This window comes from Helicobacter pylori (assembly GCF_014498195.1).
Classification (GTDB): domain Bacteria; phylum Campylobacterota; class Campylobacteria; order Campylobacterales; family Helicobacteraceae; genus Helicobacter; species Helicobacter pylori_DO.
In genome coordinates this window covers 61,829-84,076 of sequence record NZ_JACTGH010000010.1, presented here as the reverse complement: position 1 = coordinate 84,076, position 22,248 = coordinate 61,829, and the positions used below count along the sequence as shown (strand labels likewise).

At 39.6% G+C, this 22,248-nt stretch carries 25 protein-coding genes; 14 read left to right on the top strand and 11 right to left on the bottom strand.

The window, feature by feature from the left end:
* Positions 1 to 127: 127 nt before the first annotated feature.
* Entirely contained in the window at positions 128 to 907 is a 780-nt protein-coding gene (locus tag H7N67_RS06030; protein ID WP_187939369.1) for a hypothetical protein, read from the bottom strand.
* 123 nt (positions 908 to 1,030) lie between these two features.
* On the opposite strand from H7N67_RS06030, the gene H7N67_RS06025 reads away from it, so the two are divergent.
* The 13 genes from H7N67_RS06025 to H7N67_RS05965 all read left to right on the top strand — a co-directional run bounded on the left by H7N67_RS06025 (position 1,031) and on the right by H7N67_RS05965 (position 11,110).
* Entirely contained in the window at positions 1,031 to 1,519 is a 489-nt protein-coding gene (locus H7N67_RS06025; protein WP_001886684.1) for a peptidylprolyl isomerase, read from the top strand.
* A gap of 17 nt (positions 1,520 to 1,536) precedes the next feature.
* Positions 1,537 to 1,767 carry a carbon storage regulator gene (locus tag H7N67_RS06020; protein WP_101004848.1) on the top strand — a complete coding sequence of 77 codons (231 nt, stop codon included), beginning with the start codon at positions 1,537 to 1,539 and terminating at the stop codon, positions 1,765 to 1,767.
* Positions 1,764 to 2,555, top strand: coding sequence for a 4-(cytidine 5'-diphospho)-2-C-methyl-D-erythritol kinase (locus H7N67_RS06015; protein WP_187939368.1), 792 nt, complete (start codon positions 1,764 to 1,766; stop codon positions 2,553 to 2,555). The genes H7N67_RS06020 and H7N67_RS06015 overlap by 4 nt, the downstream gene beginning before the upstream one ends.
* A gap of 12 nt (positions 2,556 to 2,567) precedes the next feature.
* On the top strand, positions 2,568 to 3,026 hold the full coding sequence (gene smpB / locus H7N67_RS06010) for an SsrA-binding protein (RefSeq protein WP_000766484.1): 459 nt from the start codon (positions 2,568 to 2,570) through the stop codon (positions 3,024 to 3,026).
* Positions 3,027 to 3,028: 2 nt separating this feature from the next.
* Entirely contained in the window at positions 3,029 to 3,481 is a 453-nt protein-coding gene (gene exbB, locus H7N67_RS06005) for a TonB-system energizer ExbB (RefSeq protein WP_000661837.1), read from the top strand.
* 10 nt (positions 3,482 to 3,491) lie between these two features.
* Positions 3,492 to 3,893 (top strand): ExbD/TolR family protein, encoded by a 402-nt coding sequence (locus H7N67_RS06000; protein WP_000755082.1) that lies wholly within the window; start codon positions 3,492 to 3,494, stop codon positions 3,891 to 3,893.
* A 71-nt stretch (positions 3,894 to 3,964) separates the two neighbouring features.
* Positions 3,965 to 4,099, top strand: coding sequence for a 50S ribosomal protein L34 (gene rpmH / locus H7N67_RS05995; protein ID WP_001847286.1), 135 nt, complete (start codon positions 3,965 to 3,967; stop codon positions 4,097 to 4,099).
* On the top strand, positions 4,059 to 4,544 hold the full coding sequence (gene rnpA / locus H7N67_RS05990) for a ribonuclease P protein component (protein WP_187939367.1): 486 nt from the start codon (positions 4,059 to 4,061) through the stop codon (positions 4,542 to 4,544). The genes rpmH and rnpA overlap by 41 nt, the downstream gene beginning before the upstream one ends.
* The gene (gene yidD / locus H7N67_RS05985; protein ID WP_187939366.1) at positions 4,531 to 4,884 is read left to right on the top strand and encodes a membrane protein insertion efficiency factor YidD; all 354 of its coding nucleotides are present in this window, start codon (positions 4,531 to 4,533) and stop codon (positions 4,882 to 4,884) included. The genes rnpA and yidD overlap by 14 nt, the downstream gene beginning before the upstream one ends.
* 5 nt (positions 4,885 to 4,889) lie before the next feature.
* Entirely contained in the window at positions 4,890 to 6,524 is a 1,635-nt protein-coding gene (gene yidC, locus H7N67_RS05980) for a membrane protein insertase YidC (RefSeq protein ID WP_187939365.1), read from the top strand.
* Positions 6,524 to 7,321 (top strand): Jag N-terminal domain-containing protein, encoded by a 798-nt coding sequence (locus tag H7N67_RS05975; RefSeq protein WP_187939364.1) that lies wholly within the window; start codon positions 6,524 to 6,526, stop codon positions 7,319 to 7,321. Before yidC ends, H7N67_RS05975 begins: the two co-directional genes overlap by 1 nt.
* Positions 7,314 to 8,666, top strand: a complete 1,353-nt coding sequence (mnmE, locus tag H7N67_RS05970) for a tRNA uridine-5-carboxymethylaminomethyl(34) synthesis GTPase MnmE (RefSeq protein WP_187939363.1) — start codon at positions 7,314 to 7,316, stop codon at positions 8,664 to 8,666. The genes H7N67_RS05975 and mnmE overlap by 8 nt, the downstream gene beginning before the upstream one ends.
* Before the next feature lie 203 nt (positions 8,667 to 8,869).
* Positions 8,870 to 11,110: an outer membrane beta-barrel protein gene (locus tag H7N67_RS05965; protein WP_187939362.1), complete on the top strand. Its 2,241-nt coding sequence runs from the start codon at positions 8,870 to 8,872 to the stop codon at positions 11,108 to 11,110.
* Between the two features lie 268 nt (positions 11,111 to 11,378).
* On the opposite strand, the gene H7N67_RS05960 is transcribed toward H7N67_RS05965, so the two are convergent.
* The 8 genes from H7N67_RS05960 to dnaE all read right to left on the bottom strand — a co-directional run bounded on the left by H7N67_RS05960 (position 11,379) and on the right by dnaE (position 19,585).
* A complete protein-coding gene (locus tag H7N67_RS05960; protein WP_187939361.1) occupies positions 11,379 to 11,540 on the bottom strand; it encodes a hypothetical protein in 162 nt (53 codons plus the stop codon).
* Positions 11,541 to 11,930: 390 nt separating this feature from the next.
* Positions 11,931 to 12,842, bottom strand: a complete 912-nt coding sequence (locus tag H7N67_RS05955) for an LPP20 family lipoprotein (protein WP_187939360.1) — start codon at positions 12,840 to 12,842, stop codon at positions 11,931 to 11,933.
* Between the two features lie 8 nt (positions 12,843 to 12,850).
* Positions 12,851 to 13,192: a hypothetical protein gene (locus H7N67_RS05950; RefSeq protein ID WP_187939359.1), complete on the bottom strand. Its 342-nt coding sequence runs from the start codon at positions 13,190 to 13,192 to the stop codon at positions 12,851 to 12,853.
* A 7-nt stretch (positions 13,193 to 13,199) separates the two neighbouring features.
* Positions 13,200 to 13,727, bottom strand: a complete 528-nt coding sequence (locus H7N67_RS05945; protein WP_000795976.1) for an LPP20 family lipoprotein — start codon at positions 13,725 to 13,727, stop codon at positions 13,200 to 13,202.
* A gap of 23 nt (positions 13,728 to 13,750) precedes the next feature.
* A complete protein-coding gene (lpoB, locus tag H7N67_RS05940) occupies positions 13,751 to 14,383 on the bottom strand; it encodes a penicillin-binding protein activator LpoB (protein WP_187939358.1) in 633 nt (210 codons plus the stop codon).
* 426 nt (positions 14,384 to 14,809) lie between these two features.
* A complete protein-coding gene (locus tag H7N67_RS05935) occupies positions 14,810 to 15,124 on the bottom strand; it encodes a thioredoxin family protein (protein WP_000895142.1) in 315 nt (104 codons plus the stop codon).
* Positions 15,125 to 15,179: 55 nt separating this feature from the next.
* Complete coding sequence (locus H7N67_RS05930) at positions 15,180 to 15,968, bottom strand: pseudouridine synthase (protein ID WP_187939357.1); 789 nt, start codon at positions 15,966 to 15,968, stop codon at positions 15,180 to 15,182.
* Complete coding sequence (dnaE, locus tag H7N67_RS05925) at positions 15,950 to 19,585, bottom strand: DNA polymerase III subunit alpha (protein ID WP_187939356.1); 3,636 nt, start codon at positions 19,583 to 19,585, stop codon at positions 15,950 to 15,952. The genes H7N67_RS05930 and dnaE overlap by 19 nt, the downstream gene beginning before the upstream one ends.
* Positions 19,586 to 19,733: 148 nt before the next feature.
* On the opposite strand from dnaE, the gene H7N67_RS05920 reads away from it, so the two are divergent.
* Positions 19,734 to 20,786: a cytochrome-c peroxidase gene (locus H7N67_RS05920; protein WP_187939355.1), complete on the top strand. Its 1,053-nt coding sequence runs from the start codon at positions 19,734 to 19,736 to the stop codon at positions 20,784 to 20,786.
* 176 nt (positions 20,787 to 20,962) lie between these two features.
* Here H7N67_RS05920 and H7N67_RS05915 read toward each other — a convergent pair whose 3' ends face one another.
* Positions 20,963 to 21,550 carry an META domain-containing protein gene (locus H7N67_RS05915; RefSeq protein WP_001053529.1) on the bottom strand — a complete coding sequence of 196 codons (588 nt, stop codon included), beginning with the start codon at positions 21,548 to 21,550 and terminating at the stop codon, positions 20,963 to 20,965.
* 18 nt (positions 21,551 to 21,568) lie between these two features.
* Positions 21,569 to 22,246, bottom strand: coding sequence for a hypothetical protein (locus tag H7N67_RS05910; protein ID WP_001202871.1), 678 nt, complete (start codon positions 22,244 to 22,246; stop codon positions 21,569 to 21,571).
* Positions 22,247 to 22,248 lie beyond the last annotated feature (2 nt).

Sequence of the window (22,248 nt, the reverse complement as noted above, 5' to 3'; positions counted from 1 at the left end):
CTTAGTTTTCAAAGATCGTTTGCTTTTAATCAGCTATCCTTGTAAGGTATCAAGCGGCTTTTTAAAAGCCCTTGCTGAAACAAGGAAATGAAAGTATAGTCATAGAAAGCTTAAGGTTTGCTTAAATCTAGGGAATGTTTGGGAAAATATTTTGATTTTTTAGAGCGCTTAAAAATTGCACGATCTTTTCTTTAGGGATAATCACCAAACTTTCGTGGTTTTCTAAAGTGCTGCTAGCCATCCCCATAAACTCCCCCACTTCGCTAAAATAAGGCCTCCCTCCCCACAACACGCTCCCCTTTTTAAAAGAAATATCAAGCGAAAGAAACTTTTTAGATTTCAAAAGTTCAGCCACAGAAATATCCGTTGTCTGTATGGAAAAAGAATTCCCCTCATTCAACGCTGGGTAGTAGAGATCAGAATTGGGTGTTTTTTGATTGGCATAAGGATTTGAATGGAAAGTTTGAGCGTATTTGGCATAAATCCTTGCATGATAATAGCTCTCTTCTCTTTTATGGCAATAATCGTCTCTAAAATCGGCGGTTTTTAAAAGCGAAAGCCCTTGATTCCTATCCATCGCTTCAAGGTGCAAGCTGGCTATACAAATCAGCTCTTTAGCGCTGCTGTCTTGCATTTTGGCTAAAATCATTTTAGGGTACAAGCCATTAGAATAAAGCGTTTCAGAAGAAGCGATATAACGCCCGTTTTTGAGCAAAGTCGCATAGCCTTCTTTATAAGTCCCATCGCTAAAATACACTTTCAATAACGCAACAGAATAAATCCATGTAGGGAGCGTTGGATCAAGGGGCGGATCGTCTCTAACGATACTAACATTATTAGCACTCATTACGCATGACAATAAAACGATACAACAACCAACCGCTAATCTTTTATGCCAACGCGCCATTATCCAACTTACCGCTTAAATTTTAAAAGTATCCTACGACACTATCGGCTAAAATACCATTTGTTTTAATTTGTTGCTATAATAGAACATTTGAATGACAAAAGCTTATCGCAAAGGTTTATGATGAAACCAATTAAAATTTATGATATTAAAGAAGAAGAGCTTGCAAAAACCGCTTACGCCACGATCAAAACCAATAAAGGCAATATCACCCTAGAGCTTTTTTACAAAGACGCGCCCCAAGCGGTCAGTAACTTTGTAACTTTGGCTAAAGAGGGTTTTTATAACGGGCTTAACTTCCATCGTGTGATCGCCGGCTTTGTGGCTCAAGGAGGTTGCCCTTATGGCACAGGCACAGGTGGGCCAGAGCACCGCATTAAATGCGAAGTGGCTCATAACCCCAACAAGCACCAAAGAGGCTCTATCTCTATGGCGCATGCCGGGAGAGACACAGGGGGGAGTCAGTTTTTCTTGTGTTTTGTGGATTTGCCCCATTTAGATGGCGAACACACCGTGTTTGGTAAAATCAGAAACGCAGAAGGTCTTAATGTCTTGGACAAGATCAAGCAGGGCGATATTATAGAGAGCGTTGTGTTTAGCCCTTCTCTATAAGGAACAAGAGATCAGACATGCTCATACTCAGCCGCAAAGTTAATGAAGGGATTGTTATTGATGATAACATCCACATTAAAGTCATTTCTATAGACAGAGGGAGCGTGCGTTTGGGGTTTGAAGCGCCTGAAAGCACCCTTATTTTGCGCACTGAACTCAAAGAGGCCATTGTGAGCGAAAACCAAAAAGCTTCTGTGTGCGTAGATGAAAGCGTGTTAGAAAACATCAAAAAGGTCATTAAGCCTTGACGCATGTTTTTGAAGTTTATCCTAAAGTCAATATTTTTTTAAAAATCTTTCACAAAGAAGGGGCTTACCACAAGCTTATTTCTCGCATGTGTTTGGTCAAAGACAAGCTCAAAGACATTATCAGCGTCAAAAATGCCTTATCTTTCTCATTAAAAGGGGATTTTGACTGCCCTTTAGAAGAAAACTCGCTCTTTAAAGCCCTCCAAATTTTAAAAAAATTTTTAGCGCAAAAAAATTCCTCTCACTCTGTCATCAAATCCCTAGACACCCTAGCGATTGAAGTGGAAAAAAACATCCCCACTCAAGCCGGGTTAGGCGGTGGGAGCGCTGATGCTGGGGGGCTGTTGTATCATTTAAATCAAATGTTTGATTGTCGTTTGAGTTTAGAAGAGCTTTATACTATGGGATCTTTAGTGGGCGCGGACACTAACTTTTTCATCTCGCAATACAAAAGCGCTAACGCCACTTCTTATGGCGAAGTCATTGAAAATTTTGAAGAAGAGCCTTTAGAAAATCGCCTAGAAATCTATGCTCCAACTCATGTTTTTTGCAGCACTAAAGCCGTTTATCAAGCTTATAAGCCTGAAACTTGCTTTTCTCAAGCCAAAGAGTGGCTTAAAAAAACGAGTTTGGAATGCCTAAAAACTTATGACAGAAGCGAACTAAATGATCTTTTAAAGCCGGCTTTACTCACTAACCAAGCCTTAAGAGATATAGAAAGCGAATTAGGCAAAGAGTGGTTTTTTAGTGGGAGCGGGAGCGCGTTTTTTAGGCTAAAAAATGCTTAAAAGGGGGCTAGGTTGAAACTCATTGCCAGCAATAAAAAAGCCTATTTTGATTATGAAATTTTGGAAACTTTAGAAGCGGGATTAGCGCTTTTAGGCTCTGAAGTGAAGGCTTTGAGGCAAACTAGGGTGAATTTAAAAGATAATTTTGTTAAAATAATCAAAGGAGAAGCTTTTTTATTTGGTGTTCATATATCATATTTAGATACAATCCATGCGTATTACAAGCCCAATGAAAGGCGAGAGCGTAAGTTGCTTTTACATAAAAAGCAATTATTGAAATGGCAAATGGAAGCGTCTAAAGAACGCTTGAGTATTGTAGGATTGAAATTGTATTTTAACCAAAAAAATAGAGCTAAAATCCAAATTGCTTTAGTGAAAGGAAAAAGATTGCACGACAAAAGACAAAGTCTTAAAGAAAAAGCGCTCAATAAAGAAATTCTTGCCGATTTAAAACACCACTTTAAAGGATAATAATGAAAGAAATGGTAGATTATGGGATTATAGGGTTTTTGATCTTTTTATCAGTCATCGTTATAGCGATCGCAATAGAAAGGTTGTGGTTTTTTGCCACTCTTCGTGTAGATGACTACACAGACAGGCGTAAACTGGAATTAGCCTTACACAAACGACTGACTTTAGTGGCCACGATTGGCTCAAACGCCCCTTATATAGGTCTTTTAGGAACGGTTATGGGGATCATGCTCACTTTTATGGATTTAGGATCCGCTTCTGGCATTGACACTAAAGCAATCATGACTAATTTAGCCCTTGCTTTAAAAGCGACTGGCATGGGGTTATTGGTAGCGATCCCTGCGATTGTGATTTATAACTTGCTAGTGAGAAAAAGCGAGATTTTAGTCACTAAATGGGATATTTTCCACCACCCGGTTGACACGCAATCCCATGAGATTTATAACAAAGCCTAAGGATTGAGCGGTGAAAAAAGTAGAATCCATGAATGTGGTGCCTTTCATTGACATCATGCTTGTGTTGTTAGTGATCGTGCTTACAACGGCGTCTTTTGTGCAAACTTCAAAGCTCCCTATTAGCATTCCTCAAGTGGATAAAGACAGCACTGATTCTAAAGACGTGTTGGACAAAAAACAAGTTACGATCGCCATTTCTAATAAGGGTTCTTTTTATTTTGACGATAAAGAAATCAGCTTTGAAAATTTAAAACACAAGGTTTCCACTTTGGCTAAAGACACCCCTATTGTCTTGCAAGGCGATAAGAAAAGCAATTTGGATAACTTTATCAAAGTCGTGGATTTATTGCAAACGAACAATCTGAAGCAGCTTTACATTCTTGTTGAAGATAAAAAGAATCAAAAAAATTAGTTTTAGTCAATTTTTAGCATTCTTTAGCTAAAATCTGTGTTTATGTTTAATTTTTATCAAGGGAGTTTTAAATGAAACGCACTTACCAACCACACAACACACCAAGAAAGCGAACCCATGGCTTTCTTGTGAGAATGAAAACCAAAAACGGGCGCAAGGTGATTAATGCCAGACGAGCTAAGGGCAGAAAAAAGCTTTCCGTCTAAACCCTATGACTCTTTAAAAAACAAGAGCGAGTTTGATAGGGTTTATCAAAAGGGTTTCAAAAAACATAACCCTTTTTTTTCGCTCTTTGTTTTGGATTTGTCAAAAGAGCCGCCAAAAGAAAAAGAGGGCTTTAAAGATCCGCTCTCTTGTAGACTTAAAGACAAAAAAGTGCTTTATTTATTAGGCTTGAGCGTGTCCAAAAAGGTCGGCAACGCCGTGAAACGAAACCTTATCAAACGCCGTTTGCGTTCGCTTACATTAAAGCATGCTGTGCTTTGTCAAGGGCTAGCTTTGGTGTTTGTGCCTAGAAGCGATTGTTACCATTTAGATTTTTGGGCTTTAGAAAAACATTTTTTAGAAATGCTAACTTCCATTAAAAACTATATGAACAAAGCCTTAAAAGGCTTGAAAAAAGGAATGACTCATACCTATGCGAAACCATAAAACGCCTTTTTTGAGCGCGATTTTTACGGCATCAATTAGGGGTTACCAACGCTTTTTTTCGGCTTTCACCTTTTCAAGCTGTCGGTTTTACCCCACTTGCTCCAACTACGCTCTGTGGTTACTCTGTTTTGAAAGCCCTTTGAGTGCTATGGGTAAGATCGCTATAAGGATACTCTCATGCAACCCTTTTTGCTCTGGGGGCATTGCTTACCCTACTACTCGCTTGAAACGCCCTAGTTTGCTCCAATCTCATAAAGATTCTAATCGCAATTTTAAAACCATCACTTTTTGGCTCGTTCCCACAAAAAGCCGCACAACTTACTACATCATTAAGGTTTAATCACAATGAATAAAAACAACAACACGAATCTTATTCTAGCGATCGCTCTGTCTTTCTTGTTTATCGCTATTTACAGCTATTTTTTCCAAAAACCAAACAAAACAACAGCCCAAACCACAAAGCAAGAAACAACCAACAACCATACAGCAACAAATCCTAACGCACCCAACGCTTTTAGCGCTACTCAAGCAATCCCCCAAGAGAATTTGCTAAGCACCATTTCTTTTGAGCATGCCAGAATTGAAATTGATTCTTTAGGGCGTATCAAACAGGTTTATCTCAAGGATAAAAAGTATCTAACCCCCAAACAAAAGGGCTTTTTAGAGCATGTGAGCCATCTTTTTAACCCCAAAGCTAACCCGCAAACCCCCCTAAAAGAGCTCCCCCTTTTAGCAGCCGATAAACTCAAGCCTTTAGAAGTGCGTTTTTTAGACCCCACGCTCAATAACAAAGCGTTCAACACCCCTTATAGCACTTCAAAAACCACCCTTGGGCCTAACGAACAGCTTGTTTTAACCCAAGATTTAGGCGATCTTAGCATCATTAAAACCCTGACTTTCTATGATGATTTGCATTATGATTTAAAAATCGCCTTCAAATCGCCCAACAATATTATCCCTAGCTATGTGATCACCAATGGTTACAGGCCGGTGGCTGATTTAGACAGCTACACCTTTTCAGGCGTGCTTTTAGAAAATAACGACAAAAAAATTGAAAAAATTGAAGATAAAGACGCTAAAGAGATCAAACGCTTTTCTAACACCCTCTTTTTATCCAGCGTGGATAGGTATTTCACCACCTTGCTTTTCACTAAAGATCCTCAAGGTTTTGAAGCCTTAATCGATTCAGAAATCGGGACTAAAAACCCCTTAGGCTTCATTTCCCTTAAAAATGAAGCGAATTTGCATGGCTATATTGGCCCTAAAGATTACCGCTCTTTGAAAGCGATTTCACCCATGCTCACTGATGTGATAGAGTATGGCTTGATCACTTTCTTCGCTAAAGGCGTGTTTGTTTTACTGGATTATTTGTATCAATTCGTGGGTAATTGGGGTTGGGCTATCATTTTTTTAACGATTATCGTGCGCCTAATCCTTTACCCCTTAAGCTATAAAGGCATGGTGAGCATGCAAAAGCTCAAAGAATTAGCCCCCAAAATGAAAGAACTCCAAGAAAAATACAAGGGCGAACCCCAAAAGTTGCAAGCCCACATGATGCAGCTTTACAAAAAACATGGGGCTAACCCGCTAGGAGGTTGTCTGCCCTTAATCTTACAAATCCCGGTGTTTTTTGCGATTTATAGGGTGCTTTATAATGCTGTGGAATTGAAAAGCTCAGAATGGATCTTATGGATTCATGATCTATCTATCATGGATCCGTATTTTATTTTACCGCTTCTTATGGGAGCGTCTATGTATTGGCACCAAAGCGTTACGTCAAACACCATGACCGATCCCATGCAAGCGAAGATTTTTAAACTACTACCCCTATTATTCACAATCTTTTTAATCACTTTCCCTGCAGGGTTAGTCTTGTATTGGACCACAAACAACATCCTTTCGGTGTTGCAACAACTCATCATCAATAAAGTCTTAGAGAATAAAAAACGCATGCATGCACAAAACAAAAAGGAACATTGATGCAAAATCCTATTGAAATCAAAGCCAAAACCTTAGAAGAAGCCCTTATCCAGGCTTCTATCGCCTTGAATTGCCCCATTATTAATTTGCAATACGAAGTCATTCAAACGCCCTCTAAAGGGTTTTTAAGCATTGGTAAAAAAGAAGCCATTATCTTAGCGGGCGTTAAAGAAAGCGTTAAAGAGGTTAAAGAAGAGAGCGTTAAAGAAACCAACACGAAAGAAAATCATCAAAACAATATAGAAGAAAAAAAACAAAAATTAGAAACAGAAACACCGCAAGAAGAAAAAATCACCCCTAAACCCCCTAAAAAAAACCTTAAAGAAGAATCTCATAATGGAGACAAACTCCATGAAATTAAGCAAGAATTGAAAGACTTATTCTCCCATTTGCCCTATAAAATCAATAAAGTGGAAGTCAGCCTTTATGAACCGGGGGTATTATTGATTGATATTGATGGCGAAGATTCCGCTCTTTTAATTGGCGAGAAAGGCTATCGTTACAAAGCCCTTTCTTACTTGCTCTTTAACTGGATCCACCCTGCTTATGGCTATAGTATCCGCTTAGAAATTTCCACTTTTTTACAAAACCAAGAAAAGGTTATGGAAGCGCAACTCCAAAGCGTGATCATGACCGTGCATGAAGTGGGTAAAGGGCAGATGAAAGCCCCTGATGGCGTTTTAACCTATATCGCTTTAAAGAAATTACGAAAAGCATTCCCTAATAAGTATGCTTCTATCAAAACCAACTTAAACGATGAAAAATACATCGTCATCAACGACTTTAACAATGAATGACACCATCGCCGCTATCGCTACCCCTTTAGGCAAGGGAGCGATTAGCATCATTAAAATCAGCGGCCATAACGCCCTAAACATCCTCAAACAACTCACCCAAAAACAAGACTTCACCCCCAGATACGCTTATGTGCGCGATATTTTTTCTGATGGTGTTTTATTGGACAAAGCGTTAGTCATTTATTTCAAAGCCCCTTATAGTTTCACCGGCGAAGATGTGTGCGAAATCCAATGCCATGGAAGCCCCCTTTTAGCGCAAAATATCTTACAAGCTTGCTTGAATTTAGGATCTAGGCTCGCTAAAGCGGGGGAATTTAGCAAAAAAGCCTTTTTAAACCATAAAATGGATTTGAGCGAGATTGAAGCGAGCGTTCAGCTCATCCTTTGTGAAGATGAGAGCGTTTTAAACGCTCTAGCCAGGCAGCTTAAGGGCGAGTTAAAAATTTTTATTGAAGAAGCCAGGAACGATCTTTTAAAGCTTTTGGCCAGATCAGAAGTTTTGATTGATTATAGCGAAGAAGACATTCCTAACGATTTTTTAAAGGAAGTGTCTTTTAATTTAGAAAAACAAATCGTCTCTTTTAAAGACTTATTGGATTTTTCTAACGCGCAAAAACAAAGGAATAAGGGGCATGCCTTAAGCATTGTTGGCAAACCCAATGCTGGCAAAAGCTCCCTATTAAACGCCATGCTTTTAGAAGAAAGGGCTTTAGTGAGCGATATTAAAGGCACAACAAGAGACACCATAGAAGAAGTCATTGAACTAAAAGGGCATAAGGTGCGCTTGATTGATACGGCTGGCATTAGAGAGAGCGCGGATGAAATAGAGCGTTTAGGGATTGAAAAAAGCCTTAAAAGTTTAGAAAATTGCGACATTATTTTAGGCGTGTTCGATCTTTCTAAACCCCTAGAAAAAGAAGATTTTAACCTTATTGACACCCTTAATCGCACTAAAAAGCCTTGCATTGTTGTTTTGAATAAAAACGATTTAACCCCTAAACTAGAGCTTGAAATCTTAAAATCCCATCTTAAAATCCCTTATACTTTACTAGAAACCAACACCCTAAATTCCAAGGCTTGTTTGAAAGATTTGAGCCAAAAAATCAGCGCCTTTTTCCCCAAACTAGACACTCAAAACAAGCTCTTACTCACTTCCCTAGCCCAAAAAACCGCCCTAGAAAACGCCATTACTGAATTGCAAAACGCTAAAAACCATTTAGAAACTTTGGAGCTTTTTTCTTATCACATTTTAAGCGCGATAGAAAACTTGAACTTGCTCACCCGCCCTTATGAAACCAGCCAGATGCTTGATAGCATGTTCAGCGAATTTTGCTTAGGCAAATAAAATCGTTTAAGGAATGGATTAAAACCCCTTTTTAGCGCTGCTTTTTAAGACTTTTTACCCATTAGTGCGGTTTAATATCCATATTTACAAAAAACCATACTGCCATTTTTCAAAAAGGGGTAAAATAAGCTAGTTTAAAATGTATACATACCTATAAGCTATTTTTGAGTAAAAATGTTAAAAAAGACAATTAAGGAGATTTTATGTTAAAACTCGTTAGTAAAACGATTTGTTTGTCCCTAATCGGATCATTCACCGCTGTAGAAGCCTTTCAAAAACACCAAAAAGACGGCTTTTTCATAGAAGCCGGGTTTGAAACCGGGCTGTTACAAGGCACACAAACCCAAGAACAAACCATAGCCACCACTCAAGAAAAACCCAAACCAAAACCCAAGCCCAAACCCATTACCCCTCAAAGCACCTATGGGAAATACTACATCTCCCAAAGCACCGTTTTAAAGAATGCGACTGAGTTATTTGCAGAGGACAATATCACCAACTTAACCTTTTATTCTTTAAACCCTGTGTATGTAACCGCTTATAACCAAGAAAGCGCTGAAATAGCAGGCTATGGCAATAGCAGCGTGGTCGTGATACAAAACTTCTTGCCTTATAATTTAAACAATATTGAGCTGAGTTATACAGACAATCAAGGCAATGTAGTCAGTTTGGGCGTGATAGAGACTATCCCTAAACAATCTCAAATCATTCTGCCCGCAAGCTTGTTTAACGACCCACAGCTTAACGCCGATGACTTCCAACAGCTCCAAACCACCACCACAAAATTTTCTGATGCCAGCACGCAGAATCTGTTTGATAAGCTCAGTAGGGTTACAACCAATCTTCAAATGACTTATATCAATTACAACCAATTTTCTAGCGGTAACGGCACTGGTTCTAAACCCCCATGCCCTCCATACGAAAACCAAGAAAACTGCACGGCTAAAGTGCCGCCTTTCACCTCTCAAGACGCTAAAAATTTGACCAATTTAATGCTGAACATGATGGCGGTGTTTGATTCTAAATCTTGGGAAGACGCCGTTAAAAACGCCCCCTTCCAGTTTAGCGACAACAACCTGTCAAAGCCATGTTATTCTAATTATTCTACATGCGTGAATCCTTACAACAATGGGCTTGTTGATCCTAAATTGATCGCTAAAAATGCTGGAGATGAATACAATATAGAAAACGGGCAAACAGGCTCAGTGATATTAACGCCGCAAGATGTTATCTATAGCTATAGAGTTACGAATAATCTTTATGTGAATCTCTTGCCCCCAAGAGGAGGGGATTTAGGGCTAGGGTCTCAATATGGTGGCCCGAATGGCCCAGGCGATGATGGCACCAATTTTGGCGCTTTAGGGATATTGTCTCCTTTCTTAGACCCTGAAATACTCTTTGGCAAAGAATTGAATAAAGTCGCCATCATGCAATTAAGAGACATCATCCATGAATACGGGCATACTTTAGGCTATACGCATAACGGGAACATGACTTATCAAAGAGTGCGCATGTGTGAAGAAAACAATGGGCCAGAAGAGCGCTGTCAGGGTGGGAAGATAGAGCAGGTGGATGGGAAAGAAGTGCAAGTGTTTGACAACGGGCATGAAGTGCGAGACACCGATGGCTCTTTCTATGATGTGTGTTCTCGTTTTGGCGGCCAAAATCAGCCCGCTTTCCCTAGCAGTTACCCCAATTCCATTTATACTGATTGCTCTCAAGTCCCCGCCGGGCTTATAGGCGTTACTAGTGCGGTTTGGCAGCAACTCATTGATCAAAACGCTCTACCGGTGGATTACACTAATTTGAGCAGCCAAACCAACTATTTAAACGCCAGTTTGAACACGCAAGATTTTGCGACCACTATGCTTAGCGCGATCAGTCAAAGCCTTTCATCTTCTAAATCTAGCACCACTACCTATCGCACTTCAAAAATCTCACGGCCCTTTGGAGCCCCCTTATTAGGCGTTAATCTTAAAATGGGCTATCAAAAATATTTTAATGATTACTTAGGGTTGTCTTCTTATGGCATTATCAAATACAACTACGCTCAAGCCAACAACGAAAAAATCCAGCAACTAAGCTATGGCGTGGGAATGGATGTGTTGTTTGATTTTATCACCAATTACACTAACGAAAAGAACCCTAAAAACAATCTAACCAAGAAAGTTTTCACTTCATCTCTTGGGGTGTTTGGGGGGTTAAGGGGCTTATACAACAGCTATTATTTGTTGAACCAATACAAAGGGAGCGGTAATTTAAATGTGACCGGTGGGTTGAATTACCGCTACAAGCATTCCAAATATTCTATAGGCATTAGCGTTCCTTTAGTCCAATTGAAATCTAGGGTCGTTTCTAGCGATGGCACAACTACCAATTCTATCACCCTGAATGAAGGGGGCAGTCATTTTAAAGTGTTTTTTAATTACGGGTGGATTTTTTAGGGGTTAAAAATTGGCTTTAACTCTCTATTGGCTCTAAACGCTCTTTTTAGGCTCTTTTGTAGGCGTTTTTAGTTCTGTTTTGTGCGTGAGCGTTAGCGTTATGGATCGCTCTTTTTGTTCTCGCATCGCTTGCGTGTTTTCTTTAAGCTCGTTGGAGTTTTTTCTGCCTCGTTATTTTGTCTCATGTTTTTGTTCTCCTTTCGCATTCAAACGCCCCTTTTTAAGCGTTTGTTTGGTTTAAAATTGTGCTAGTTTTTAAAAAAGTTTGTTAAGTTTGTGGGGCAAAAAGATAGACCCTAGCTTGGGGGTCTGAAAGCCCAAAGTCATTTGGTTTTTTCAAACAATCTCGCTTGTGTAGGCTCGTGAAGCACCCAAACGCTAAAGTGATTGGGCTTCCTAGGCTGATATTGGGGGAAAGTTTGGTTCTCACTCTGTGCCCCTAATCATAGGGATTTTACAGAGTTTGAGCTCCAACGCATTCCCTACAGGTCTCACACATCATATCTATAAAGGCGTAACTTTGCGCACTTCCTACGCTAGATACAAATGTATGGGGGTATTATACTACAAAGATGTTTGGGATTTCTGCTTGGGTGGTTTTAAAAAGATTTTAGTTTTTGTTAATTTTAGTTTTTAGCGGGTGTGGTTTTAGAGGAGTTTGTGGAATAAAGAGTATTGAATGATATTTAGTTTATTTTGCAAGAACAAAAGCCATGAATTTTTAGAGAATTATTTTAATGGGTGCGAAAACGCCACGCTAAACAAAATAATGACACTACAAAACTGAATGAATAAGCATAAAGCAAGATCAATATCCTGCTTATAGCCCCGTATTGCCCTGCCCTTCTTTATTGGCATAATCTTTCAATTCTTTATAAAGCAAAGATTGCAAGCGCGTGATAGCAAAATTCTTATTCTTTTCATCCACTTCAAGGCTTCTATTCAATACGGGCGTGCCTTGACAATCGCTCGCACTAACAACCACTCTAATGCGTGTGGTGCCATTAGCGCTGTCTGTGAAAACTTCATTTTTGATTTGATAGAGTTTTTCTTCATCGCTAGGGGTTAGCACTCTAGCATAAGCGCTTATGAGAGCGTTTTTAATCTCTGTATCGCTGTTGTTATCAAAAGTGATTTGCACTTTAGGTTTGAAAGCGTTTTGATAATAGATTTTTTCATAATTTTCTAACGAACTCACCGGGACAGAATACGCTTTTAAAATCCTTTCTATAGGCATCGCTTTAGCCAATAAATCCCCCATGCTTTTAGATTGCTGTAAAAAAACCCCTTTACAAACCTTAGGCTTTAAGGTGGAAAACTGCCCATAAAGAGCGTTATACTTATCCCTTAAACCCTGCAAAAACAAGTTTTGATTAATCCTTACTCTGGTGTAGTAGATCCCTTTTTGCGCTTCTTGATTGACAATCTCTACATTATTCAATTCCAAGTCATCGGTCTTTAAGTTAATCGTTTGCGAATCGCTGGATTTTAACTTATTATCCACACGACTTTTTTGGATATGGATTTGGGAATTAACCACCACGCTAATAGACGCCACTAAATCCGCTAACGCTTTTTGTTTAGAAGCTTCTTTAGAAGTGGCTGAACCACTCCCATAAAGATAGCCTTTTTGGGTGTTTGTTTTGTTGTAGGCCTTGCTATACCACTTAGGCTCTGCGCTTAAATTGGCACCCACAAAAGCCATAAGGCATGCAAGAATAATCTTTTTCATATTAATCCTTACTCATTCGTTAAAGCGACATGCTTCTTAGTGATCTTTAGAAGCACATAAACTTTATCCGTATCAATAAAAGTGGCCTTTAGCTCACTAGCCTTAATCTCTATTTTATCCCCCTTGAAAGCTTCCATCACTTTCTCTAAGGCGTTTTGTCTGGCTGAGGACAAGCTATAATCCATATCTGAAAGCAATATATCGCTCATCCCACACACTAAAATTTTTTCGTCTTTGGTTTGGGTCTTTTCAATCTGCACTTCTTTTGAGCAATCTTTTGCCCACTTAGGCAAGGACTTCCCCCACACCACCCCCAACACCAAAACAAGTGCAATAGCAAGGCGTTTCATTAAAACCCTACTTTTTAACCATGCCCAACTCTTCGCGCACTTTATCCACAATTTGCTTATCCAAGCCCACTAAAACAAAAACCCTATCTTTACCGACATAGCGGGCAAGCATTTTAGAAGCGATCAATTCCTTATCCACTAATTGAGAAATTTTTTCAGTATCAGTGCCGCTGATGGACCTTTTACCAGAAGCGTCTACCGTTCTGGTTTTTTCATTTTCCAAATCTTTTTGTAAAGTGGATTTTAAATTCGCCGCTAAATTAGCCCTAGCTTTCGCTGTAGCCTGGTTAGTAGAATAATCCACATCGTTATTAGTGATCAAATCTTCAGCCCTTCCTAAAAAGACCCCTGAATATTTTTCATACTTCGCCACTTTTTCTAAATCCCCTACTACCCAATCAGGAGCGCCTTTAGTCGCTTCTTTGTAAGCCTTATTGCTTTTACTGATACCTGATTTTGGGGCATGGCTACAACCTACGATCACCATCGTTGCTATCACACTCATCCCTAAAATTTTTTTAACCTGATTTTTCATCGCTCATCCTTTCAAATATAAATTTAAAACATACGCTTATTGCTAGCATTTTTCACAATAGGCTTAACATCGCTCCATACCTCTTCACCCGTTTTCCTGTTGGTAAGGCTTAGGGTGAAGTCATAGTCCAAACGCTGCCTAGAACTACTAATAGAGGCTGCGATGCTAGATACTTTACCACTTAAAGATAAATCAGCGGCTTTTAAAGTGCCTTTTTCTACAGTGGTGTCTTGATTATACTCTTCGCTCTCTCGTTCTTTTTCGCGCTGTTTTACCATTCTGCTATCCGCTGCAATGCCACTCCCTCCGCTCGCCCTTGTGATATTGAACCTCCCATTAGATCGCAACCGCAACTGCCGCGCGATTTCAGTCGTCAAAAGATTCATATCCAAATTGGGCTGCGTGGTGTCGTTAATCACATCTGAGACTTCAATCAAATGCTTGCCCTTGAGTCGCTCAAAATTAGGGTCGCTAAACATGGAATCTAACATCGCGTTAGCGGTTAGCAATAAATCCGTGCTGTTAATACTTGCAGTCGTATTTTTAGTGGCATCATTCACATTTTGATAAGTTGCCATTTCGCTTGAGCAACCCACCCACAATAAAGCGCTCAAAATCACCGAGCTTATAATTTTTAATTTTGTTTTCAATACCATAGTGATAGAAACTCCCTATTCAAAATTTAAAACAGATACTTCCGTTCCTAATTTTAAACTTCTAATCTAAACACACAGTGTTTTTGCGGATTTTAGCATTTTATGTGTCTTTTTTTTCACATTTTACAAGTTTTAGCCCTACAAATTTCACACTGCAAGCATTAATACCACAAATTCGCTCATTTTTAGCTTAATTAAAGGAACTTTTTTAACAAACATGCTTATTTAAAACTTATTTAAAAACGATAAAAAACGATTTTTTAGGATAAAGAGACAATATAAGAGACAATATAAAAGCTATTTGAAGTTAGCCCCCTATCAAAAAAGGGGCTATAGAAAAAAAGACCAAATAAAAAAAGAGTTAAAAGATTTTTAAACTCTTATTTTTACAATAAGGCTCTTTAATAACGCCCTTTATGATACCCCCTACAATAACGCTTTTAGAGCGTCTTCAATCGGTTTTTGAGAGCTAGGTTCTACAAGCCTTTCACCCACTTCTTTGGCGTTTTTGTAAAAAATCAAAGTAGGGATCTTGCGAATGCCTAAACTCTCTTTTAAATCCTGGCTCTCATCAAAAGAAACCTTAAAAAATTCCACCTTGCCTTTGTAAGTTTTGGCTAAATTTTCCATAATCGGCTCAATCTTCCTGCAATCCGGGCACCAATTCGCCCCCACATTGACCACTACCGCTTGATGAGCGATTTTCTCTGCGTAATTCTTCCCGTTAATCACTTCTAACATGATAATCCTTAATTTTTATTTCCCCCAACCGCCGAAGTATAGCATAACTCGTAAGCTAATCCCCTTTAACATTAGCCCTATTAGCCATAAACGCATGCAACTCGTTGTATTCTTGGCGGTTTAAAAAACGCATTTTCCCTACCGGCAAAGCATTCAAATTCACAAAACCATAACGAACGCGCCTTAAATCCAACACTCCAGCGTTAAAAAACGCAAAAAAACGCCTTAGTTCTCTGTTTTTCCCCTCATTGATAACGACTCTAAGTTTAGAATATTTGGCATGGTTTTTGATGATTTCATAACCAATAAAGGGGGCAAATTCCATGCTTTTAATGGGGGTTTTTTGGTGCGCTCCTTTAGTGGCGTTTTCTAATTTCAAGCCCTCTTGCATGGCGTTTTCCATCTCTCTTGTAACAAAGCCTTGAATTTTAACAAGATATTCTTTTTCTAAATTCGCATGCATTAAAGCGCTCACCACCGCCTTACTATCGCTCAATAATAACACCCCCTCGCTCGCAAAATCCAAACGCCCCACCGGCGCGAAATGGGCGTATTTTTTCTCCAAGCTTTCATAAATCACGCGCCGTTTTAAGGGATCGTTTTTACTCACTAATTCGCCCTTTGGCTTGTGATAGACCAGCACGCTGAATTTTTTGTTTTTTAAGGGCTTGATGAGTCGTTTGTCTAAAAACACCTTGTCGTTTTCTTTAACCACGCTAGCGAGTTTGGCATGCTCATGGTTGATTTTCACCCGCCCTTCTAAAACCAATTTTTCAGCCTCTCTTCTGGAGTGCTTGGTGTAATGGGCTAAAAACTGGTTGATCCTCAAGCCAAATCCCTCCACTCTAATTCTTTAAAATCGTCCTTAATCTTTTCATTCACCATTAGATCGCTTTGGATTTTGAATTGCTTATCCTTATCTTTAATGATCAAATACAAGGGGCGTTTACCCTGGTGTTTTAGAGCGCTCTCTTTAATTTGTCTTAAAAACTCTTTTTTCACGTCATTTTCTAACACGATCGCTAAAGAGCAAGAACTAGAAGCGAGTATTTCCATGGGGGGGATTTCGCGCACGTCTTCTTTTTGCTTGTCAGGGTCTTTATAACGGGCTTTAGGGATTTTAACCTCTCTAGCGCTCTCTAGATCCAAGATTTCAAAAAGCCTTAATCGCGCCACTTCTTCTTGCTCTTCAATCTTGCATTTAAACACTAAAGGCTTACTAATATCCAACTCTTCTAAAGCGTTTAATTGCTTTTCAAACAGCATGAGTTCAAACTTGCCGTATCGATCCAAAATGTCCGCTGTGCCATAAGGCTTACCGCTTCGTTTGCCAATTTTCTTTTTGACTTCCATGATTTTGCCCAGCAAATAAGCCTGCGAGCCGATTTCTAGCTCTTCAATATCAATGCTTTTGACTAAATTTTTAAAGCCCTTAATCTCTTCTTTAAACTCGTCTAAGGGATTGCCTGAAACATGGATTCCTAAAGTCTCGTATTCGCATTCTAAAAGCGTTTTAGCGTCATGCTCGCCCAAATCAACCATGTCCAAAACAACCTGCTCTTTTGTCCCGCCTTCCATGGCTCCAAAAAGAGAATTACCCCCTTGCATCATTTCATTAGCCTTGTCTTTAGCGCGCCCCGCATCACAGATCAAATCCAAGTTAGCGAGCATGGTTTTTCTAGTGTAGCCTAAATTATCCAAGCTCCCTGATTTCACTAATGGCTCTAAAGATTTTTTAGTGAGTTTAGAAAAATCCACCCGTGAAATAAAATCTTCTAAACTCTTATAATCCCCTTTAGCCCTTTCTTCAATGATGTTTTTAATCGGCTCACCCCCAACCCCTTTAACCGCTCCCAAACCAAACACGATTTTCTTTTCTAATTCGCCCTTTTGATTTTTAAACTCCGCTACGCTGAAATCTTGCATAGAAGAATTGATGTGCGGAGGCATCACTTCAATTTCTAAAGCCCTGACCTCATCAATATAACGCGCCACGGATTCGATCTTATTGGATTCGCTAGTGAGCATCGCTGCCATGAACTCATGCTTGTAATAAGTCTTTAAATACGCCGTTTGGAAAGTGATCATCGCATAAGCGGCTGAATGCGATTTGTTGAAACCATAACCGGCAAATTTAACGATCAAATCCCACAAATTAGCCGCCTTTTGACCATCATGCCCTAAATTTTTAGCGCCTTCTACAAACTTAGCCTTATTGTCCGCCATGATTTGAGCGTCTTTTTTCCCCATAGCGCGGCGGATGAGATCCGCTTCACCCAAACTAAAACCGCCAATAGTTTGCACGATTTGCATCACTTGCTCCTGATAGACGATCGTGCCGTAAGTGGGCTTTAAAATCGGCTCTAATTCTTTAAACGCATAAGCGATAGGCTCAACGCCGTGCTTTCTATTCACAAAATCATCTACCATGCCTGATTCCATAGGCCCCGGTCTGCCTAGCGCGATAATGGCGATAATGTCTTCAAAGCTTGAAGGCCTTAAGCGCTTGTTAAGCCCTTGAAACATCCCGGATTCAATCTGGAAGATCCCCACCGTATCCCCGCTTTGGATCGTTTTATACACTTTCGGATCGTCCATATCCAACGATAAAAAATCCACATCAATCTTATGTTGCGTTTTAATGATTTTAAGCGCATCATCAATCACGGTCAAGGTTTTAAGCCCCAAAAAATCAAACTTGATCAAATCCACCGGCTCCAAATACTTCATGGAATATTGCGTAACGATACCGCCGGTCTTTTCAGAGGCAAACAAGGGGGTTTTGTACCACAACTCTTTTTGGCTATCCACCACTAAGGCTGCGGCATGCACGCCTGCGTTGCGGTTTAAATTCTCTAAGTTGAGCGAATACTCCCACACCTGTTTGGCTAATTCATTACTCTCTACTAATTCTTTGATTTTAGGCTCTAATTCCCACGCCCCCTCTATGAACTCGCCATTTTTTTCATAGCCCTTAAGCGTGATGCCTAAGCGGTTAGGGATGAGCTTGGCAAAATCATCGGCTTCTTTATAAGGCATGTCCAAAACCCTTGCGACATCTCTAATCACCCCTTTAGCTAACATCTTATTAAAGGTGATGACTTGTGCCACATTGTATTTGCCGTATTTTTCAATCATGTATTCTATGATTTCCTTACGCCGGCGCTGGCAAAAATCCGTATCAATATCAGGCATGCTGATTCTTTCAGGGTTTAAAAACCTTTCAAAGAGCAAATCGTATTTCAAAGGGTCAATATCCGTGATTTTTAAAGCAAAAGCCACCAAACTCCCGGCCGCACTCCCCCTACCAGGCCCCACAGGAATGCCCATTTCTTTAGCGTAACGGATAAAATCCCACACGATCAGCATATACCCTGGGAATTTCATGTTCGTAATGACTTCAATTTCTTTTTCTAATCGTTCTTGGTATTGATCATGCTTTTCTTTAGGCACTAAGATCAAGCGCTCTTTCAAGCCCTCTCTAGCCTTATAGGCGAAATAAGAAGCGTCATCTTCAAAATCCAGCCCCTCTTTTTGAGCGTAAGCTTTGGTGAATTTAAAGCTTGGGGGGGTTGGGGGGTTCTTTTTATCGTCTTTTAAATCAATCTCTAAAACGCATTTATCAGCGATTTCTTGGGTGTTTTCTAAAGCTTCTGGAATGTCTGCAAAGAGCTTTGCCATTTCTTCAGGGGATTTAATGTAAAACTCATGCACGGAGTGTTTCAAGCGCCCCTTATCGTTTAGGGTTTTACCCATCGCTACGCACATCGCCACTTCTTGAGCTTTGGCGTCATTAGGCATGGTGTAGTGGGTGTCGTTGGTGGCGATGATTTTTAACCCTGTTTCTAAGGACATTTTAATGACTTGTTCATCAATGAATCGCTGATCTAAAATGCCATGGCGCATGATTTCTAAATAAAAATCGTCTTCAAAAATCTCTTGGTATTCGCAAGCGATTCTTTTGGCTTCATCATAGCCTTTAGCCCCATACTTGCGGTTTCTCTCATTGTTAGTATTCAAATGGTAATTGACTTCCCCTTGCAAGCACGCGCTAGAAGCGATAATGCCTTTAGAATGCTCCCTTAGAAGCTTTTTATTGATGCGCGGGAAGTAATAAAACCCCTCTAAATACGCCATAGAGCTTAAGAACATCAAATTTTCATAACCCTCTTGGTTTTTAGCGAACAGGCACAAATGGAAACGCTGCTTGGTTTCTTTGCTAGAGAGGTTGTCATCATTATGGATATACGCTTCCATGCCGATGATAGGCTTAATGCCTTCTTTTTTCATGCTCGTATAAAAATCAATCGCTCCAAACATGTTCCCATGATCAGTTACACTCACGCTTTTCATGCCCAATTCTTTAATGCGTTTGGCTAGAATTTTAATCTTATTCGCTCCGTCTAAAAGCGAATATTCTGTGTGCAAGTGCAAATGCGTGAAAGTTTTATTCTCTTTCATTGTATAACCCCTATTTGGATTTAACGCCATTATACCTACCGCTCTTTAAAAAACTCTTTATCAATTCATTTAGTGGTGAATTATTTTAAAATGGTAGTTATAATAAGAAAGTTTTGTCTTATTTTTAATACTATTTTAGGAGTTCATCATGAAAAAATCCATTTTATTGGGCGTTTGCTTGGCTTTTTCTTGCGTTTATGCTTTAAGCGATATGGATTTGATTAAAAAAGCGAAGGAAAGCCAATTAGAACCCATGCCTATGGGCAAAGCGCTCAAAGAATACCAAATCAAAAAAACAAGAGATGTGGGTATTGGCGCTAAAAATAGCGAAATCATGACCTCCGCTCAAGTGGAATTAGGCAAAATGCTCTATTTTGACCCTAGGATTTCCACTTCCTATCTCGTGTCTTGCAACACATGCCATAATTTGGGCTTAGGCGGGGTGGATTTAGTCCCAAGCGCGGTAGGCTCTCAATGGAAGAAAAACCCCCACCTTTTAAGTTCCCCAACGGTGTATAACTCTGTGTTTAACGATGTGCAGTTTTGGGATGGTAGGGTTACGCATTTAAACGAACAAGCGCAAGGGCCCATCCAGTCTTCTTTTGAAATGGGGGCTGATCCTAAAGTGGTGGTAGAAAAAATCAATTCCATGCCAGGCTATGTCAAACTCTTTAGAAAAGCTTATGGCTCTAAAGTCAAAATTGATTTTAAACTGATCGCTGATAGTATCGCTATGTTTGAAGCCACGCTCATCACCCCAAGCCGTTATGATGATTTTTTAAGAGGCAATCCTAAAGCGCTCAGTAAAGCCGAAAAAGAAGGGCTGGATTTATTCATTTCTAAAGGCTGTGTGGCTTGCCATAACGGCATCAATCTTGGGGGAACGATGCAGCCTTTTGGGGTGGTCAAACCTTATAAATTCGCTAATGTGGGCGATTTCAAAGGCGATAAAAACGGGCTTGTGAAAGTGCCTACTTTAAGGAATATCACCGAAACGATGCCCTATTTCCATAACGGGCAATTTTGGGATGTTAAAGATGCGATTAAAGAAATGGGCTCTATCCAGTTAGGCATTGAAATCAGCGATGAAGAAGCGAAAAAAATTGAAACTTTCTTTGAAGCCTTAAAGGGTAAAAAACCTAAAATACTCTATCCAGAACTCCCTGTAATAACAGACAAAACCCCTAAACCCTCTTTTTGATTTTAAAAAGTCCTTTTAGGGGGCTTTTGGCGCTAAATCTAAAAACGCTCAAAGCATCTTTTGCGATCAATAATCAAAAAGCCAAAAGCAAGCGGTAATCCCTTAAAAAGCGCTTAAAAATTTCTTTTTAACCCCTAATTTAGTGGTTTTAGATTGTTTTGAAACCAACAACCCACTCAAGGCGTTTTCAAATAAATTTTCATTTTTTGGTTGTCTAAAATGAGTGTATCCTTGCCCTTAGTTACCGTAAAATTACCCTTAAAATTCTCCATAAATTCCAATTCAAACGCCATTAAATGCTCATCTTTACACACTTTTCTTGAAATCCCGCTATCTTCAATCCCAATGTGCCTATCGCCCTGCCATACATAGCTGGCAAAATACCGGTTGCAATAGCCTTTGCCATAAATACGATTTTCTTTTTGATCAAACACAAACTCTCCCATAGAGCTTTTGGGCTTTGGTTTCTTTTTAAAAAGCTCATACCAGCGTTTTCTTTTTTCTTTTTGCTCTTGCTCTTTGGCTTCAATCGCTGTTTTATCTTCAGGCAAAGCGGTATTTAGAGAGGAATCTTGCTCTTCTTCATGCTCTCTAAAAGCACTATCAGCGAGCATGGTTTCAATGTCATACACTTGATGATTCATTTCCACTTTTTGGATATGCCAATCGTTACTAGAAAGCTTTTTATCAAACATTTTTAAAAAAAAACACCCTGAAAAGACACAAGCCGTTAAAACGCTTGCTCCAGCCAATCGTAAATTCAAACAATTCCTCCTTATTTTTTATTTTTTTAACGGGCTTACGCTTTGCGCTTCAATGGCTTTTTTAATCAAAGAAATCGCTTCTTGCATCGCTTGCGTGCTGACATGTTGGAGGGATTGTATCGCGCTTTCTTGAAAATCTTGATTGCCATTTTTACTCGTTTTGGTCGTTTTATTTTCCAAGCTAGAAATATTTTCATGCTTAATGATCACCCCAGAATGCGAATCGCCTTTCACGCTAATATCATAGCCTAGCGCAAATTCCGCCCTATAGGTAGAATTTTCTTTTTCTAAAAGAGAAAACGATAAAATCGTAAAACGAACCGCATAAGTGGGTGCGCCCGCGCCATAAGGGGGCAAAGCCACGCCTAAGCATGCTTTTTGCGCTTCTTGCATGAACATGGTTTTTAGCATGTTGCGAGGCAAGTCTATCCATTTTTGGTGCTTCCCATGCGTGATCTGCCCGTCTTGCGCTTTAAAAACGATCTCTTTAGTGTTGAATAAATCCGCGCTCAAAATGCTAATGAGCCTCACTTCAGTCAAAGGTTTAGGGCATTGCGTGATTTCAAAAGAACTCGCATTCAAATCATAAGTTCTGATCTCTGGCAGCATTTGTTTTAAATTGATGCTCAAGCAACCCTGAAGCAACAACGCTAATGCTGATGAGAGTGAAAAGATTTTTACCGCCGTAGCTCTCATGA